12 protein-coding genes are annotated in these 17709 nt (G+C 61.7%); all 12 read right to left on the minus strand.

What is annotated here, in order from left to right:
- Window positions 1-473: 473 nt before the first annotated feature.
- Window positions 474-2042 (minus strand): Asp-tRNA(Asn)/Glu-tRNA(Gln) amidotransferase subunit GatB, encoded by a 1569-nt coding sequence (gene gatB, locus NOV21_RS02980; RefSeq protein ID WP_283171391.1) that lies wholly within the window; start codon window positions 2040-2042, stop codon window positions 474-476.
- Between the two features lie 3 nt (window positions 2043-2045).
- Complete coding sequence (gene gatA / locus NOV21_RS02985) at window positions 2046-3527, minus strand: Asp-tRNA(Asn)/Glu-tRNA(Gln) amidotransferase subunit GatA (protein WP_283171430.1); 1482 nt, start codon at window positions 3525-3527, stop codon at window positions 2046-2048.
- The gene (gatC, locus tag NOV21_RS02990) at window positions 3527-3835 is read right to left on the minus strand and encodes an Asp-tRNA(Asn)/Glu-tRNA(Gln) amidotransferase subunit GatC (protein ID WP_283171392.1); all 309 of its coding nucleotides are present in this window, start codon (window positions 3833-3835) and stop codon (window positions 3527-3529) included. Before gatC ends, gatA begins: the two co-directional genes overlap by 1 nt.
- A 124-nt stretch (window positions 3836-3959) precedes the next feature.
- On the minus strand, window positions 3960-5396 hold the full coding sequence (locus NOV21_RS02995) for a helix-turn-helix domain-containing protein (RefSeq protein ID WP_283171393.1): 1437 nt from the start codon (window positions 5394-5396) through the stop codon (window positions 3960-3962).
- Between the two features lie 168 nt (window positions 5397-5564).
- Complete coding sequence (locus tag NOV21_RS03000) at window positions 5565-7286, minus strand: FAD-dependent oxidoreductase (protein ID WP_283171394.1); 1722 nt, start codon at window positions 7284-7286, stop codon at window positions 5565-5567.
- Window positions 7279-7878, minus strand: a complete 600-nt coding sequence (locus tag NOV21_RS03005) for a cytochrome c3 family protein (RefSeq protein WP_283171395.1) — start codon at window positions 7876-7878, stop codon at window positions 7279-7281. Before NOV21_RS03005 ends, NOV21_RS03000 begins: the two co-directional genes overlap by 8 nt.
- 249 nt (window positions 7879-8127) lie before the next feature.
- Entirely contained in the window at window positions 8128-9171 is a 1044-nt protein-coding gene (locus NOV21_RS03010) for a threonine aldolase family protein (RefSeq protein ID WP_283171396.1), read from the minus strand.
- A gap of 304 nt (window positions 9172-9475) precedes the next feature.
- The gene (gene ychF, locus NOV21_RS03015; RefSeq protein WP_283171397.1) at window positions 9476-10540 is read right to left on the minus strand and encodes a redox-regulated ATPase YchF; all 1065 of its coding nucleotides are present in this window, start codon (window positions 10538-10540) and stop codon (window positions 9476-9478) included.
- A gap of 110 nt (window positions 10541-10650) precedes the next feature.
- Window positions 10651-12030: a sodium-dependent transporter gene (locus NOV21_RS03020; RefSeq protein ID WP_283171398.1), complete on the minus strand. Its 1380-nt coding sequence runs from the start codon at window positions 12028-12030 to the stop codon at window positions 10651-10653.
- 262 nt (window positions 12031-12292) lie between these two features.
- Window positions 12293-13261, minus strand: a complete 969-nt coding sequence (gene truA, locus NOV21_RS03025) for a tRNA pseudouridine(38-40) synthase TruA (RefSeq protein WP_283171399.1) — start codon at window positions 13259-13261, stop codon at window positions 12293-12295.
- Between the two features lies 1 nt (window position 13262).
- Window positions 13263-16760: a DNA polymerase III subunit alpha gene (gene dnaE, locus NOV21_RS03030; RefSeq protein WP_283171400.1), complete on the minus strand. Its 3498-nt coding sequence runs from the start codon at window positions 16758-16760 to the stop codon at window positions 13263-13265.
- Window positions 16761-16949: 189 nt separating this feature from the next.
- Complete coding sequence (locus NOV21_RS03035) at window positions 16950-17693, minus strand: transposase (protein WP_283171401.1); 744 nt, start codon at window positions 17691-17693, stop codon at window positions 16950-16952.
- Window positions 17694-17709 lie beyond the last annotated feature (16 nt).

Consider the following 17709-nt stretch of genomic DNA (forward strand, 5'->3'; position numbering starts at 1 on the left):
CGGATGCGGGATGCGATGATATTCCCACTGCATCCACATGGCGCGGAAAGACCCTGCGGCTTCTGCTGCAGGGTCTTTGCTAAGCGATGCCGGCTTGCATGTCACTCGCTTAAGTTAATGACATTGGGGATTTAACCCGGCGCTAGTATGCCCGCAGCTCCTACGCCTGCAGTTTTTATGTCTAGAAGCTTCTACGCCTAATCTAATCGAGCTGATTAAGATCTCAATAAATACAAATTCTTACCGTTTTTATGATTCTAAATGATATAAATTGGTAAATATTTGTATTTCTTAATATCGGTCAGCAATATACTCTGTGCCTAGCATAGTAATCGCCTGCCTCGGTCGGCCTTTTGCCAGCCGGAAACCAGGCGATTAGCCATTCAGAAATCGGTTTGCAGGGCTCCACACCGTCCGGGCGAACAACCTGCCTGGCGATTAGCCATTCAGAAATCGGTATTGCAGGACGCTGTTTACTCCCCCAGCTTCCGCATGAGCAGCTGGTTGAAGAGCTTGGGATTGCCCTGTCCGCGGCTCGCCTTCATGCACTGGCCCATGAAGAAGCCCAGAAGCCCCTTCTTGCCGCCCTGGTACGCCGCGACCTTGTCGGGATTGCTCGCCAGCACCTGGTCGACGATCGCCTCAAGCGCGCTGGTGTCGCTTACCTGTTTCATGCCGCGCTCATCGGCGATAACGGAAGGATCCTTATCCTCTTCGAGCACCGCGGCGAGGATCTCCTTGCCCTGCTTGCTCGACACGGCATCGGTTGCCAGCATATCCACCAGCTGCACCATGCGAACGGGCGTCAGCACGTCCGCATCCAGTGATTCGCCTGCATTCAGGCGCGCGGCAATGTCGTTGATCAGCAGGTTGGCCAGCGGCTTGGCGAATTCGGCCTTGGCGGCCCCCTCCTGCATGCACGCCTCGAAGAAGTTCGCCGTGGCACGATGCTCCACCAAATGGCGCGCGTCGTAGGCGGACAGGCCGAAGTCGGCAATGAACCGCTTGGCCTTCTGGTCGGGAAGCTCGGGGAGCTTCGCGCGCACGTTATCGATGAACTCGTCCGTCAGATCGTACGGTGCCAGGTCGGGGTCGGGAAACATGCGGTAGTCGTCCGCCGTCTCCTTCACGCGCATGACGACCGTGCGCTTGGTGCTGGGATCCCAATGGCGGGTCTCCTGGTAGATGATGCCACCCTCTTCGAGCACCTCCGCCTGGCGGCAGATCTCGTAGGCGAGGCCGTCGTGCAGGCTCTTGAAGCTGTTGATGTTCTTGAGCTCGGTCTTCGTGCCCAGCTCCTTGCTGCCGCGGCGGCGCAGGCTCACGTTGCCGTCGGCGCGCAAGCTGCCCTCCTCCATGCTGCAGTCGGAGATATCCAGCGCCAGCCAAATTTGGCGCAGCTTCTGCATGAACGCACGTGCCTCCTCGGGCGTGCGTAAGTCGGGCTCCGTCACCAGCTCCATCAGCGGGGTTCCGGCGCGGTTATAATCCACCAGGCTCTCCGTGGCACCCTCGATACGCCCCTCGGCACCGCCCACGTGCACCAGCTTGGCTGCATCCTCCTCCATGTGGATGCGCGTGATGCCCACGTGCGCGATGTAGCCGTCCTCGGTGCGCGTGATATTCTCGTCCCGATCGCCGGGTTTCAAAGCGGCCAGGTTGTAGCGTTCCTCAGCGCCGCGTCCATCCATGTCCAAATCGAGCCACCCGCGCATGCAGAACGCCTTGGGGCCCTGAGTGGTTTGGAAGTTCTTCGACATATCGGGATACATGTACCCTTTGCGGTAGAACATGGTGTGCTTTTCGATATCGCAGTTGGTGGCGAGGCCGGCCAGCACGATATTCTCGATCGCAGCCTTGTTGGGCACGGGAAGCGCGCCCGGCAGGCCCAGGCACACCGGGCAGGTGTGCGTATTGGGCTCCGCGCCGAACTCCAGCTTGCAACCGCAGAACATCTTCGTCTCGAGCTTGGTCAGCTCGCAATGGACTTCCAGCCCGATAACGGCTTCCCAATCCCTCAGGACCTCTTCCATCGTTTTCACGGGCTATTCCTCCTTCTCGGCGAACCGGGGCGCGACCGAGGCGCTGCCGTAGAGACGCTCCAGCTCGGCCGCCACGCGCAGCATGTTCCTATCGCGGAACGGCGGGGCGATCAGCTGGCATCCGACCGGCAGATGGGAATCTGCGCCCAATCCGAGCGGCATGTTCATGCCGCCGTTGCCGGCGATGTTGATGCTGATGGTGAAAATGTCCGATAGGTACATCGTTGTAGGATCGCTGACCTCGCCGAACTTGAACGCCGTACGGGGGCTTACGGGAGCGAGGATGCAATCGACCTTCTCGAACGCACGCGTGTAATCCTGCGTGATGAGCGTGCGCACCTGCTGGGCGGGGTAGTAGTACGTGTCGTACACGCCCGCGGACAGCAGGTAGCTGCCCAGCATGATGCGGCGGCGCGCCTCGGGACCGAAGCCTTTGGCGCGACTGGCATCGTCCTGGCTGTTCAAGTCTTTATGGCCGGGATCCTGGTAACCGTAGCGCACGCCGTCGAAGCGGGACAGGTTGCTGAACGCCTCGCAGGGACCCAACACGTAATAGGCGCTCATCGCGGCTGCGGCGTTGGGAAGGTCGATCTCGACCATCTGCGCGCCTTGCGCCTCCAACTTCTCGGCGGCTTCCTGCACCGCGGCCCTCATCTCCGGTTCGAGGCCCTTGGCGTTCATGAATTCCGGCACAATGCCGATCCTCATCCCCTGCACGCCTGCGTTCAAATCGGAGGTGAAATCGACCGAGCACTCCTGGCTCGTGCAATCGAGTGGATCGCGCCCGGAAAGCGCATTCATCGCCAAGGCTGCGTCGCGCACCGTGCGGGAGAAGGGGCCTACCTGGTCGAGCGAGCTGCCGAACGCAACGACGCCATAGCGGCTGACCACGCCGTACGTGGGCTTCACAGCCACGGTTCCGGTGAAGCAGCCGGGCTGGCGGATGCTGCCGCCCGTGTCGGATCCGAGCGTGATGGTCGCCATGCCGGCCGCCACGGCAGCTGCGCTCCCGCCGCTGCTCCCGCCCGGAACGCGGCTCAGATCCCACGGGTTCTTCGTCGTGCCGAATGCGCTGGTCTCCGTGGAGCTGCCGAAGGCGAACTCGTCCATGTTCAGCTTGCCCAGGGGAATCGCCCCAGCGTCGAGCATGTTCTGCACGCACGTTGCCGTATAAGGGGACACATAGCCTTCCAGCATGCGGCTCGCGCAGGTGGTGTGCGTGCCGGTGAGGTTCATGTTGTCCTTGAACGCGACGGGAACGCCGGCAAGGGGGCCGACCTCGTCGATCGCGCCCGCTGCGATGGCGTCATCGACCGCATCGGCGGCGGACAGCGCCAGATCGGGCGTCACTTCCAAAAAGGCGTTGATCGACGCGTCGACCGATTCGATGCGCCCGAGCGCGCCCTCGGCGACCTCGCGCGCGGTGAAGTCCTTCGACCGCAGCCCTTCGGCGATCGCCTGGGCATCCATGCATCCGAATTCCATCACGCCTCGCCCCCGCCCAGGATCGAAGGGATCAGGAACTGGCCGTCACGCTGGCGCGGCGCGTTGGAAAGCGCCTCTTCTTGGGTGAATCCGGGGACTTCCACATCCTCGCGCATGACGTTCGACAGATCGCCGATGGGGTGGAATGTGGGTTCCACACCCTCCAGATCGTATTCGGTGATGGGCTTGAGGCTGTCGATGATCGCATTCAGGTCGGCGGTCATCTGCGGAAGCTCGTCATCGGCGATGCCGATACGGCAATATTCCGCGATATTCCGAACATCATGTTCGGTCACATGCTGGGTCATGAGTCTTCCTTCGTGTGCGAATATGCGCGTTGTCGTCGCGAACTGATTCATTTTAGCAAACAGCAGGATAAGTGGGCTGCCCCCGATCGCGATGCCACGAACTTTTGATGGGCCTCTACGGTCCCTACGGATGGATGAGGGCGAGAAGCTCCGGGTGGGAGTGGATGCCGAGCTTGGCGTAAATATGCTTGACATGCGCTTTCACCGTGTTGCGGCTGATCACAAGCTCCTCTTCGATGGCGGCACGGTCCTTCCCGCAGGCGAGCATCTTGAAAACCTCGGACTCGCGCGGGGTCAAGCCGTATTCGCCGGCAATGGAGGCGCAACGAACATCGAAATCTTTCGCGGGGTCGATCGCAGGCTCTTCCCGCGCATCCACCGTGCGGACCACGCCCATCACGGTATCACCGAAGCTGAAGCCCTGCATGGCGAAGATCAGATATCCCACCAAGGCGACCACCACGGCCATGCTGACCACGACAAGAACATCGGACTCGATCGCAAACAGCTGATTCCCCCATACACCCAAGGACGCGCCGAAAATGGATCCGACAGCCCCGACGCCGGATCCCCAGGCAAAAGCGGAAACCCCGGTCGTGGGATTGCGGTGCGCGACCGCGGCGAGCACGACCCAGGCAACCATGGAGAACAGGGCGTTGTCCATGGAGAGCACGATGCTGCTCGCCTCCAGCAGCGATGGGTCCCGCGCGTTCACCAGGAAGAACCCGGCGACGAACAGAAGCAGCGATGCGCGAACGACCGCATCGGAATCCAGCACGTGCCACGTGACGATCACGCCTATTGCGACGGCACCCAGCGGGACGAGTGTGATGAAATCCGCAACTGGCACGCCTCCCACCTCGCCGAACCGCATCGCAAAGCCGAATGCAAGATGGAACATGAACAGGCAGACGAACACCTGGCTCGCCAGCGGCAAGAACGTGTTGGGCTGCGTGATCACCACATCCAACGGCGCTTCCGATTCCGCGATACGGTCGAGGGTGGGCTGCACGCGCCTGCGCACGAGTGCAAGGGTGGCCAACGGAGCGCCAAGATACAGGCAGAAACCGACGATCATGGGAGCCAGCCAGCTTAACGCCGTGAACGCATAGCCCAAGGTGAAACCGACCGTCACCGCCACCGACGCCCGCACGGCATCGTTCTGCGCGACCACGAGGCCCACCATGACGTTCACGCCCGCGCGGCCGAGGGAGATAAACGATGCCCCCAAGACAAGGGACGCGGCAGACGGACGGACGAACAGCGCCGCCACCGTCATCACCGAGCCGAGGGCGAGGAACAGCAACGTCATCCCGACGAACAGCTCCAGATGCAGTGCTCTCGGCTTGAACGCCGAGACATAGCCGACGCCGAGCAGGAGGATCGCATTCGCCGCCACGGAGATATCCCGCGCATAGGGGAACACGGTGTCGAACAGCGGGAACGCGGCCATGTTCATAACGGAACGGCCCAAGACGAACAATGCAACCGCTATGGTCGCACACCAAAAAGTGCTGTTGAACGTGCGTTCTATCGACCCCGCCTCTTGCGTGCTTTCCATGCTTCCTTCCTCGCTGAACAAAGTACCATCCCCACGCCCGGCAGCCAACGGAGTTTTTCGCCGGAGGAAGGAAAGGACCCCAAACGCCAGAGGACGGCGTTTGGGGCCTCGAAAGCATTCGGCCGAAGGCGGGCCCTACCGTTGCGAAACCATCCTTCGCTTGAACGATCAGACCTCCCGCGTTGCAGCCAGACGACCGGCGCGACGGCCGAATGTGAAGGTGCGGCCGCAGGCAAAGCCGACGAACAGGCTGGGGTACGTGAAGTTGAACAGACCGCCCGAATCGTTGCCGGTCATGTACAAACCCTCGATTGCCTTGCCCTCGGCGTCCAACGGCTGCATGTCGGTGTTGATGCGGATGCCGTCGATGGTCGCCAGGAACCAGCAGCCCGTGCGGATGCCGTAGAAGGGCGGATGGTTCAGCGGGAGCAGGCGCTGCGGCTCCTTGTTGAAGTCGGCATCGTGGCCGGCCTCGGCGTACTCGTTGTACTTCTTCCAGCTCGCAACCGTGGCGTCGACTGGGAGACCGAGCTGCTTGGCAAGATCTTCCATCGTGTCAGCTTTGATCAAATAGCCCTTCTCGATGAGTTTTTCGAACTCGGGGGCCATCGTGTCGATATGGCGATTCATGGGCGCGCCGTTGTCCCACGGGAACAGACGGCAGCAGCCGTGCTCGTCAAAGCTGCGGCACTGCTCGTAGTAGTCGGAGTCGAACACATCCACATACACGTGATGCGGCTGCATCGTTGCGGCATGGAGCACGAAGTCGTAGGGCAGCGCCTCGTTCACGAAGCGCTCGCCGTTCAGGTTCAGCTTCAGAAACGGTTGCTCGCCGAACCACCACCATTCGCCGTTGACGTCGGAACCGGGGAATTCGTCCGGACGAACGGCGCTGCGGTTGAAAAGGACAGAGGTGCCAACCGGATCCATGGCACCAGCGCCGGCCCACAAAGCGGCCTTGATTCCGTCGCCGGAGTTGCCGCCGCCTTTGCCGTTGTTGATGCGGATGTCCTGATTCCACGGCTGACGCGTTTCGAGCATCTGGGTGTTGGCTGCGTAACCGCCCGTGGACAGTATGACGCCCTTGCTCGCGTTCACGCGGATGTAGTGCTTGTCGGCGTCGGAACGGCAGATCACGCCGGTCACACGGCCACGCTCATCCTGCTCGAGCTTGACCATCGAAGTGTCCATCAGGAACTCCGCGCCCTTTTCCTGGGCGTACTGCGCCAGATAAGCGCCGAACTTGGGAGCCTCCTTATCGAGCTTCTGGGGGCTGTGGCTGGTCGCCCAGGCACGCTCGGGCAGGTTGGTATCGCCCACGCCGGCTTCCCACCACATCTTGAACTTGCCTTCGCGCTCGCAGATATCGGTGACCCAGTCCAACATAGCGCCGGACTCTTCGGCCCAGACGTTCAGCAACCTGCGATCGGCGGTTCCGTTGCTGTAGCGCACGAAGTCGTCAAGCGCCTTGTCGATGTCGATCACGCAGTCGGGATGCTCCACCGCGCCCTCCTGCTGAAGGCGGGAATTGTACGCGCCGATATCCTCGCGCATGTTGGCACCCGGATTGGACTGCTGGTCGATGCCAAGCACCTTGGCGCCGTTCTCGGCAGCGCTGATGATGGCGGGAATGCCGCCCGTTCCGCAGCCGACAACCACAACTTCGTATTCGAGCGTTTCGGTGATATCAGACTCGGCGACCTCGGGAGCCGTGCCCAGCCAGCTCGGGGTTTGCAGGGAGCTGGTGCGCAGGTTCGTCATTTCGGCAGTGCTGGCGGCAGTTGCCGGCTTGCCCTTGCCGCAACCGGCTAGACCGGTGGCGGCCATGGCGCCCAACGCGGCGACGCCGGCTCCTTTGAGGAATCCCCGGCGGGAAACTTGGCTAGTCATTCGAGACCTCCCATCCCTCGGGGGCGTTCAGGGTGTGGCACTTGCCGCAGTACAGCGTGCTCTTGGAGTGGGATTTGTGGCAATCGCCGCACACGAGGCTGCCATCCTGGTGGCTGCTATGCGGATTGTACTTGGCATCGTTGCCCTCGAAGCCCCAGGTGGCATCTACGACATCGTTCCAATCATGGCAGCCGCTCTTCAGGCAGAACTCCTCGTTCGCCATGTACTGGTTAGCGGGAATCTGAAGGTTGCCCTGCTCGTCCACGACGAAGCTGTCGTCGATCCACATGCCGACCTCGGCAACCTGCTCGCCGATGCGCGCCTCGTGGCAATCCAGGCAGCTCACTTTTGCAGCGGCATGCTGCGTGACCAGGCAGCCGGGATCCCCTTCGTAATAGGATTCGACGTAGTTGTCCATGGGCGCGTGGCAAACGGCGTTGCAGAACCCCGGCGTGTTGTGCCACACGCCGAAGCCGATGCCGCACACGATGAGAACCGCGGCGACGATCCCCACGACCATCGGCCATTTCTTGCGCTTAGGCGCAGCAGCGGTCTGCAGATCCGCTGCCGGGCCCTTCTTTTCTTCGGTCATTGCTCCTCCTTCCCTAACCCATATGAAGCAATTTCCATGCCGCAGTATGGAGAAAATGAAGAGAAGGAACCATTACCCCCTGGGGTAATATTTCGTTATCGCAGGTCAAAGATGTTCTCAGCGAACAGCCGTCCAGGACGGCACGCAAGCTGGATCAGAGTGCCCTCGATGTCGCCCGGATCGATGTTGGACACGTGCCCAGGACGGAATCAAGCGGGATCAGAGGACTCCGGCGCAGCCGATATCCGCTCAGAGCAGTCCGAGCAACGCGTCGACATCTTCGGGCCGCGTCGCCCAGCTGGTGCAGAGGCGGATGACGGTATGCGCGTCGTCCAGCTTCCGGTCGAAGGCGAACACCACATGCTCCGCCAGCTCTTCCATGCGCGCATCGCCCACCACGAAGAACGTCTGGTTCGTGGGCGACTCGATGTATATCCGGTACCCCTTGTCGTGCAACGCGGTACGGATGCGTTCCGCAGACTCGACCGCTACGCGGCCGAGCTCAAAATAGAGCCCATCGGTGAAGAGCGCGCCGAATTGCACCCCGAGCAGGCGCCCTTTCGCGAACAAGGCCCCATGCCGCTTGATGCGCGTGAAGAAGCGCGGCGCGGTGCCCGCCCGCGGGAACACGACCGCCTCGCCGCAGAGCGCCCCGCATTTCGTGCCGCCGATGTAGAAGGCGTCGGCGAGGCGCGCGAGATCGGGGAGGGACACGTCGTTTCCGGTGCACGCCAGGTCGTAGGCGAGCCGGGCGCCGTCGACGAACAGCTTCATCCCCGTCTGGCGGCACACAGCGGAAATCCCCTCCAGCTCAGCGAGCGAGTAGAGCGTGCCGTACTCGGTGGGCTGCGACAGGTACACCGCACCCGGCTCCACCATGTGCTCCCAATTGCCGTCCTCGTGCCAAGCATCCCAGCATTCGCGCACATCGGACGCGGCCAGCTTCCCCTCTGAGCTCGGCAGCGCGAGCACCTTATGCCCCGTCGCCTCGATGGCGCCCGCTTCGTGGACGTTCACATGCCCTGTCGCGGCGGCAACCACCCCTTGCCACGGCTCGAGCAGGGCGTCGATGACCACCTGGTTCGCCTGGGTGCCGCCTCCGACGAAATGGACCTCCCCATTCGGGCAGGCGCATGCGCCGAGGATTCGCCCCCGCGCATCCTCGCAAAACCGATCGGAGCCGTAGCCGGGCACGCTGACCATGTTGGTCTCGACGAGCGCCTGCAGCACGCGGGGGTGCGCGCCCTCCATGTAGTCGGGCGCGAAATACAATTTCTGATCAGGCGATTCCATGCACCGCACCATCCTTTTCCCGCATTGCGACTGCAAGCAGCCACCGCCGGGCGATGCCTTTGGCACGCGGCCCCGCCACGATGCTGACAGCATCTGCCACCAGGCGCTGCATCCTGCGGACCCCATTATCCCCCAGCCGATGCCATCGATACCGAAGGGATCCGATTCCGCGATCCGCCAGGCCGGCTTCCGCGGTCCGCCGGTCTGGCTTTTGGACCGCCCTATGGGCTGAACGGATGCCAGGTGCCGCCAGAATCGGCCGCAGCATCGGCTGGTCCGACTGCCGGTAGGCAGACGGAACCTTCTAGATGTTGAACTTGAAGTGCATGATGTCCCCGTCCTGCACCACGTAATCCTTGCCCTCCTGGCGCAGGCGGCCCGCGGCGCGGCATCCCGCCTCGCCGCCATAGGCATCGTAGTCCGAGAAGCTGGCGGTTTCCGCCTTGATGAAGCCGCGCTCGAAATCCGTATGGATGACGCCGGCCGCCTGCGGAGCCTTCGCCCCCACGGGAACGGTCCAGGCACGCGCCTCGTCGGGGCCGCTCGTGAAGAAGCTCTGCAGACCCAGCAGCTTGTACGCCTCGCGCACCAACCGGGCGAGGCCTCCTTCGGCCAAGCCCAGTGCCTTCAGGTATTCCTTGGCCTCGGCAGGATCGAGCTCCGCCAAGTCGGCCTCGATCTTCGCCGAGATGGGCACCGGCGCGGTCCCGTCGATTTCCGGCAGGTCGGCATCCATCTGATCTTCGTCCACGTTCGCGATGTAGAGCATAGGCTTCATGGTGAGCAGGTGCAGCCCGTACAGGGCCTCGACCTCGTCATCGGACAGGTCGAGCGTGCGGGCGCGATGGCCCTCATCCAGTCCTGCGAGCACCTTCTTCGCCGTGTCGAAGTTGATCTGCAGCGACTTATCGCGCTTGGCTTCTTTTTCCAAACGCGGCAGCGCCTTGCCGATGGTGGCGATATCGGCCAGGATGAGCTCGGTCTTGATGGTCTCCACGTCGCCCTGCGGGTCCACCTTCCCCGCTACGTGCACGACGTCGGGATCGCTGAAGAAGCGCACGACCTCGCAAATCGCATCGGTTTCGCGGATATTCGCCAAGAACTGGTTGCCCAAGCCCTCGCCTTTGCTGGCACCCTCCACCAAACCCGCGATGTCGACGAATTCCACAGTCGCGGGGATGACCCGCTTGGGCTTGTCGATCTCGGCAAGGCGGTCCAGCCGCGCATCGGGCACCGGCACAACGCCCACGTTCGGCTCGATGGTGGCGAAGGGGTAGTTCGCGGCGAGCCCGCCTTTGGCGGTAAGGGCCGTGAACAGGGTGGACTTACCCACGTTGGGCAACCCGACGATGCCGATGGAAAGGGACATGCGAACACTCCTGTATAACGAACGAACGCCCGCGCATTTGCACGGGCGCCGTCATTTTAGCAGATGCGTACTCTGGCGCCGTCGCGAACGCGCCACAAACAGCCCATCTCCTACACGCTGATGAGGCCCAGCTGCGAGATGATATTCGCCACCAGGATCACGATGAGCAAGATGGGTGCCACGTACTTGATCATGAGAACCCAAGCCTTCTCGAATTTGAACGGCGAGGATTGCTTGATCTCCTCCGCCAGCACGCCGGGTTTGATGACCCAGCCCACGAACCACACGGTAAGCAGCGCGACGATGGGCATGATGATGGAATTGCTGATGAAATCGAAGAAATCGAGCAGCGTGGTGCCCTTCCCCATCGGCTCGATGAACGAAAGCCCGTTGTAACCGAGGTTGATGAAGATGCCCGCCAGCACCACGATGATGATGACCGTGATGAGGCTCTTGCGTCGGGACCAGTTCGCGCCGTCGGCGATGATGGACACGTTGGCTTCGATCAGGGAGATGGCGCTGGTGAGCGCGGCGAAGAACACGAGCAGGAAGAACGCGAACCCGATCAGCGGGGCGACGCCGCCCATCTGCTCGAACACGCCGGGAAGCGTGATGAACATGAGGGAGGGGCCCGCCTTGGCGGCCACGGCATCGGCGGATCCCAGGGCGATGAACGTCGCGGGGACGATCATGAGGCCGGCGAGCAGCGAGACCGTCAGGTCCGCCCCGCCGATCCATGCCACGCTATGGGGCAGATTCTCCTTCTTCTCAAGGTAGCTGCCGTACGTGACCATGATGGCCATGGCAAGCGACAGGCTGTAGAACATCTGACCCAGAGCCCCGATGACTAGCTCGGGCGAGAATTTGGAAAAATCGGGCGTGAAATAATACGCGATGCCATCCGCGGCGCCCGGCCAAGTCGCCACGTAGATGGCGATACCGAGGGCGGCGACGATGAGCAAGGGCATCATGACCAGGTTGGCTTTCTCGATGCCGCCCTTCACGCCCAAGGACACCACGAGGAAGGCGGCCGCCATGAAGACGAGCATGAACAAGAACGAGCTGTCGTTGCTCGAGATGAAGTTGACGAAGAAATCGCCGCCGTCCGCCATGGTCGACGGGGCATTGGTCAGGTAGCTGACCATGTATTTGGTGACCCAGCCGCCGATGATGCAGTAGTACGGCGTGATGATGAACGGAACCGCGGCGGAAAGCACGCCGATGAACTTATACTTCCTGCCGAAGGAGCTGTACGCCCCGATCACCGACTGCCCCGTCTTGCGACCGAGCGAGGTTTCCAACAGCAGCATGGAGACGCCGAACGTGAAGACGAGCACGATGTACGTGAGGATGAACATCCCGCCGCCGTATTTGGCGGCAAGATAGGGGAAGCGCCACATGTTCCCCAGGCCGACGGCGCTCGCCGCCGCGGACAATATGAACATCCATTTCCCGGACCACGAGGCGCGGTCGATAGCTTTTTCTACCATGGTCAATCCGTTTTCCCGTCTGGCTTATACATAGTAGGCGTGATTATAGACGATATTCGTTGCCATTCTGTAAAGAGCTGGAACTCAACGTTTCCCCCGCATACACGGCACGGTCACGGCTGAATTCGCGCCGTTCGCGGCAGGGTGCTATGGAACCCCTTTGCCGCCGCACGTCCGGAACAGGCTTGATGCACTGGGGGGATGGAGACGAAGATCGTGCCCGATCGACGGCGGGGCAAACCCGGTCGAATCGATCCGAAGCTCAGGCTCCATCCGCCCAACGCAGGGATTCGTACGCCACGCCCCAGAACACGAGGCCGCTTGCAGGCGCCTTCTCGCCCGCCGCCTTCCGGTCGCGCGCGGCAAGGGCCTCGTCCACCCATCCCGGGTCGCGCAGCCCGCGCCCCACGGCGGCCAACGTGCCCGCGATCGTGCGGACCATGCTGTGCAGGAAGCTGCTCCCCTCAACGGTAAGGCAGATCAGCTCATCGCCCGCCACTTCAACCGGAGCGACCTCGCACCGCATGAGGTTGCGGCGCGTCGGCTTGCCGATGGCGCTCGATAGCAGGCAAAAGCTCTTGAAATCGTGTTCGCCGATCAGGTAGGAGGCGCCGGCGTTCATGGCATCGATGTCGAGGTCGGCGCAACGCAGGTGCCAGCAGAAATCATGCATGACGAGAGGCGGCGCGGAAGCCGTGCTGATGAAATAGCGGTACTCGCGGCTTTTCGCATCGAACCGCGCGGAGAATCCGTCGGGCGCCTGTTGCACCGCGCGCACCCCGATGGTTTCGGGCGTGAGGGCGTTCAGCGAGCGCAGCAGCGTGCGAGCCGTGCGCTGCTCCGATTCGCTATCTGAAACATCGAATGACACCACCTGGCCGCGTGCGTGCACGCCGGCATCGGTGCGCCCCGCGCACGTGGTGGGCACAGGTCGCCGATACAGGGTCTCGAGTGCCCGTTCGAGCTCCCCTTGGACGGTAACGATTTGGCGCTTCTTCCGGGACCCGCCCGAGGAAGTCGGCGAAGCCGGCTCTGGCGAGCATCCGGGATGCGATCGGCGGAGGGGGGCGGCCTTTGCGACGCCCCCGATGTTGAGGGGACTCTGCGTGCTGCCGGAGACGGTCGCAGCGCCGGCCGTTCCGATGTCCGTGAGAACGTCGGAGCATTTCTGCTTGGCGAATCCGTTGAACGGCGCGCCGTGGTACTGCACAAGGAGCGCGATGGTGGGCACGTTACGACGCCTTGCCCCACACCTTGCGGCCGAACAGCGATTGCAGCTCGCTGTACAGCCCGCCGTTGCGCACATCCACCCCGCACGGCAGGACGCCGCGAAGCACCTTGCCGTCGGGTTGGCGGACTAGAAGCACGGCACCGTCGCCGCCAGGATATTTCCTCATGATCCCGGAGAGGAACTGCATGGCGCTTTGGGACAGGTCTGCCGCGCGCACGTCGATCTCCAGCGTGCGCTGCGCATCGTCCGCCTGGTTCTCGTCCAGCTCGAGCCGCTCCACCTCGAACGCCATCAACTGGTTGCGATCCCCCACCTCGTACTTGCCTTTCACCTGCACGATCGCGTCCTCCTGGATGGCGTCGGCATAATCCTCGTACTTGAAGCAGATCGCCTCCACGTGCCCGGTCGTATCCTCCAGCGTGAAGGTCGCCATGCGCGTGCCCTTCTTGGTAAGCTTCGTCACCACGCTGCTGATCATGCCCACGAACGTGGCGTTCTTGATGTCGTGCGTGCGTTCGGCCAGGTCGGACAGCTGGAATTTGCTCAACCGCCGCAGCGTGCGCGCATACGGCCTCAAGGGGTGGTCCGACACGTATATCTTCAGGATCTCCTTCTCGAAGGCGAGCTTGGTCCGCTTATCCCATTCGTCGCCGTCGGGCTCGGGGACCTCTTCCGAGAATCCGGAATCCGGTTCGTCGGCGAAGAGGTCGAACATGCTCGTCTGCCCCGAATCGCGATCCTTCTGACGCTTTGCGGCGCTTTCCAGCAACGGCGTCTCGTCGATGAAGTGCATGCACTGCTTGCGGGGATAACCCGTGCTGTCGAACGCGCCCGCCTTGATGAGGGCTTCGAGCGTCTTGCGGTTGTAGCACTTCGAGTCCAGGCGGTTCACGAAATCATGCAGGCTGGAATAAGGGCCGTTCTTCTCGCGTTCGGCGACGATCTCCTCCACAACTTTCTCTCCCACGCCGCGCACGCCGGCCAGGCCGAAGCGCACACCTTCATCCACCGGGGTAAACTCAAGGTTCGACTCGTTTATGTCGGGAGGCAGCACGCGGATGCCGCTGGCGTTGCAGCTGGCGATGTAGTGGATCAGCTTGTCGGAGTTGCCCAGGTAGCTGGACAGCACCGCGGCCATGAACTCGTTCGGGTAATGCGCCTTCAGATACGCGGTGCGCATGACCAGCACCGCGTAGCAGGCGCTGTGCGACTTGTTGAACGCGTACTCGGCGAACTTCTTGGCATCCGACCAGATCTTCTTGGAGACCTCCAACGAGTAGCCGTTTTCGACCGCGCCGTTGTTCCAGTCGTCTTCCAAGGCGTTCATGATCTCGATCTTCTTCTTGCCCATGGCCTTGCGCAGCTTGTCGGCCTTGCCGGCGGAAAATCCGCTCATGACCATGGAGATCTGCATCAGCTGCTCTTGGTAGACGATGGTGCCATACGTTTCCTCCAGCACGGGACGCAGGCGCTTGTCGTAATACGCCACGGGCTTCCGTCCGCTCACGCGGTCCACGTAGTCATCCACGAAACCGTTCTGCAACGGGCCCGGGCGGTTGAGTGCGATGGATGCGACGATGTCGGAAAACCGGCGCGGCTTCATGCGCGCGAACAGCGTGACGTACAGGTTGCCTTCCACTTGGAACAGGCCGTCCATGTTGCCGCCGCACATGAGGTCGAAGCTCTTCTCGTCGTCCAGGGGGATGCGGCTGGGGTCGATGTCGATGCCGTGGCGGCGCTTGACGTTCTCGCACGCGCGGCTGATCACGCCCAGGGTGCGCAGCCCTAGGAAGTCCATCTTCAGAAGGCCCAGCTCGGGCGTGAAGTGACCGTCGTACTGGGTGATGATGCCGCCGCCCTTGGTGTCCCGTTTCACGGGCACGTGGTCGCTCATAGGATCGCGGCAGATGATGGTCGCGCACGCATGCACGCCCTCGCCGCGGACCTTGCCTTCGATGCTCATCGCAGCATCCAGCACGCGTTTGCTGTCGGGTTCGTTCTCATATGCCGCTTTAAGATCCGGATTGGTTTCCAGTGCGCCCTGGATCTTGATGCCCAGCTCGTCTCCGATCAACTTGCACAGGCGGTCGCCCACGCCGTACGGGTAGCCCAGCACGCGGGCCGCGTCGCGCACGGCGTTCTTCGCCTGCAGCTTGCCGAAGGTGATCACGCCCGCGATATGGTCCTCGCCGTAGAATTCGCGCACGTGATTGATCACGTCGCCGCGATGGGCATCGTCGAAGTCGACGTCGATATCGGGCATCTCCACGCGTTCCTCGGAAAGGAAGCGCTCGAACAGCAAACCGTACGGGAGCGGATCGAGGTCGGTGATCTCCATAGCGTACGTGACAATGGAGCCCGCCGCGCTGCCACGGCCCGGGCCGACGCCGATGCCGTGGCTCTTCGCCCATATGATGTACTCCTGCACGATGAGGAAGTAGGCGGCGAACCCTTGCTTGATGATGACACCGCTCTCGTGCTCGTAGCGCTCTACCACGTCCTGGCGGGTTTCGCGGAGCTCCTCGAGCGTGGAGGCCTTGCCTTCGCCGTAGCGTTTGATCAGGCCGCTCTCGCATTGCTTGCGGAACCAGCTGACCTCGCTCTCCCCTTCGGGAACGGGGAATTTCGGCAGGATGCTGTCGCGCTCCAGAACGACGTTGCACTTCTCCGCGATCTCCACCGTGGTGTCGCATGCCTCCGGAAAATCGCGCAGCGCTTCGCGCATCTCCTCCTCGCTCTTCATGTAGAACTGGTCGGAGCTGAACCGCATGCGGTTCGTGTCGTCCACCTGGCTGCCCGTGCCGATGCATAGGATCAGGTCTTGGGCTTGCGCCTCGTCATGCGTAAGATAGTGGAAATCATTGGTGGCGACCGTCTTGCAGCCCACCTCCCGGGCGACCCTCGTCAGCTGCACGTTCAGATCGTGCTGCGTTGTGCCGTGGTCGGTCACCACGCCCTGATCCTGCAGCTCGACGTAGAAGTCACCCGGCTCGAAGCAGCTGGCAAGCTTGCGCGTCCAGTCCACCGCGTCCTGGTACTGTCCGTCGTCCAAAAGGCGCGGGACGATGCCGGCGATGCAAGCGGTGGTCCCGATGAGGCCCTTCCCGTACTTCTGCAGCATGCTGAACGTCGTGCGGGGCTTGTAGTAGAAGTTGTCGACGTGCGATTCGCTGCATAGTTTCACGAGGTTGTGATAGCCCTCGTTGGTCTTCGCCAGTAGGATCATGTGGTATAGGCGCGGCTTCCCCTCGCGCTTCAGCTGCTCGTCGGTGGTGAAGTACACCTCGCACCCGAAGATGGGCTTGACTTCTTGCCCCGTCTCCTTCTTCAGGGAATTGCAGGCATCCTCGAGCTCCGGAATGCCCGACATGACGCCGTGGTCGGTGATGGCCACCGCCGGCATGCCCAGGTCGGCAGCACGCCTGACCATGCTTTTGACCTTGGTCGCCCCGTCGAGCAACGAGTATTCGGTGTGGTTGTGCAGATGTACGAACGCCATAGATGTGCTCCCGAAATCGTGTGTGTGTCGAAGCTATTCTAGCAGCGCCGGCGCAGACGGCGCCATCGGTTTTGCCGCCGTCCATATGAAAGCTTCGAGTCTCGGCATGCGTGCAAAGACAAAAGGGGCCGGGGCCGAAGGGGCCGTAGACTTTTGTCACAGGCCGGACAAAGGGGCCGTAGACTTTTGTCACATCCGTTTCCTGCTGGCATTGTAGATCACTGAGCGTCCTATGCCTGTCAACCGTTCAATCTGCCTGATGCTAAAACCAAAAACGAGAAGCTTGCCGAGCTGCTCGTCCCGATCAGTTTTCGACAGTGTCTTCAAGCTCGTCGCGGTATTGGGCGAGACTATTCTATCGGCGACTTTCCTCGCTTGTTCGTCATCCAGCCTGCCGCTCCTGCCATGCTCGGTCAGGCGAATAGGCGCAGGCTTGTCCTCCTCATGAAAGGACACGAAAGCCTGTTTATTCCCAAAAAGATCCAAGACGAAATTCGTATCGCATATTTTTGCTCTGCTCATGTACTCATGGTAGCTCGACCATTCGTAGTCCCCTGCTTGAGCGATTCCAGCTTCTTGGGGATTCAGATGAATGTAACGTACGACATCAAGCAAGTACGCTTCATCATTTATTGGCTCACTAAAGTATCTGCCCTGAAAAACATGGCCGACATGTCCATATTTCGAGTTAAACCACCGCGCGTAGTCAGACAAAACTGACTTCATGGCTTTCGGAAGGACCCCGAAATCGATCTGAAGAAGCAAATGAACATGATTGCTCATAAGACAATACGCGAGCACCGATGCGCCATTGTCGTCGAAAACTCGTTTGGCTCTGTCCAAAAAATACTGCCTGCCATCATTGTCTTCGAAAATAATCTGTCGGCCTGCGCCCCGTGCAGTCGCGTGGTACAAATCGAAACTGCTTTGCATCCTTGGCGCCCGCGGC

The sequence above is a fragment of the Curtanaerobium respiraculi genome (genome assembly GCF_024609215.1).
GTDB lineage: Bacteria > Actinomycetota > Coriobacteriia > Coriobacteriales > Eggerthellaceae > Curtanaerobium > Curtanaerobium respiraculi.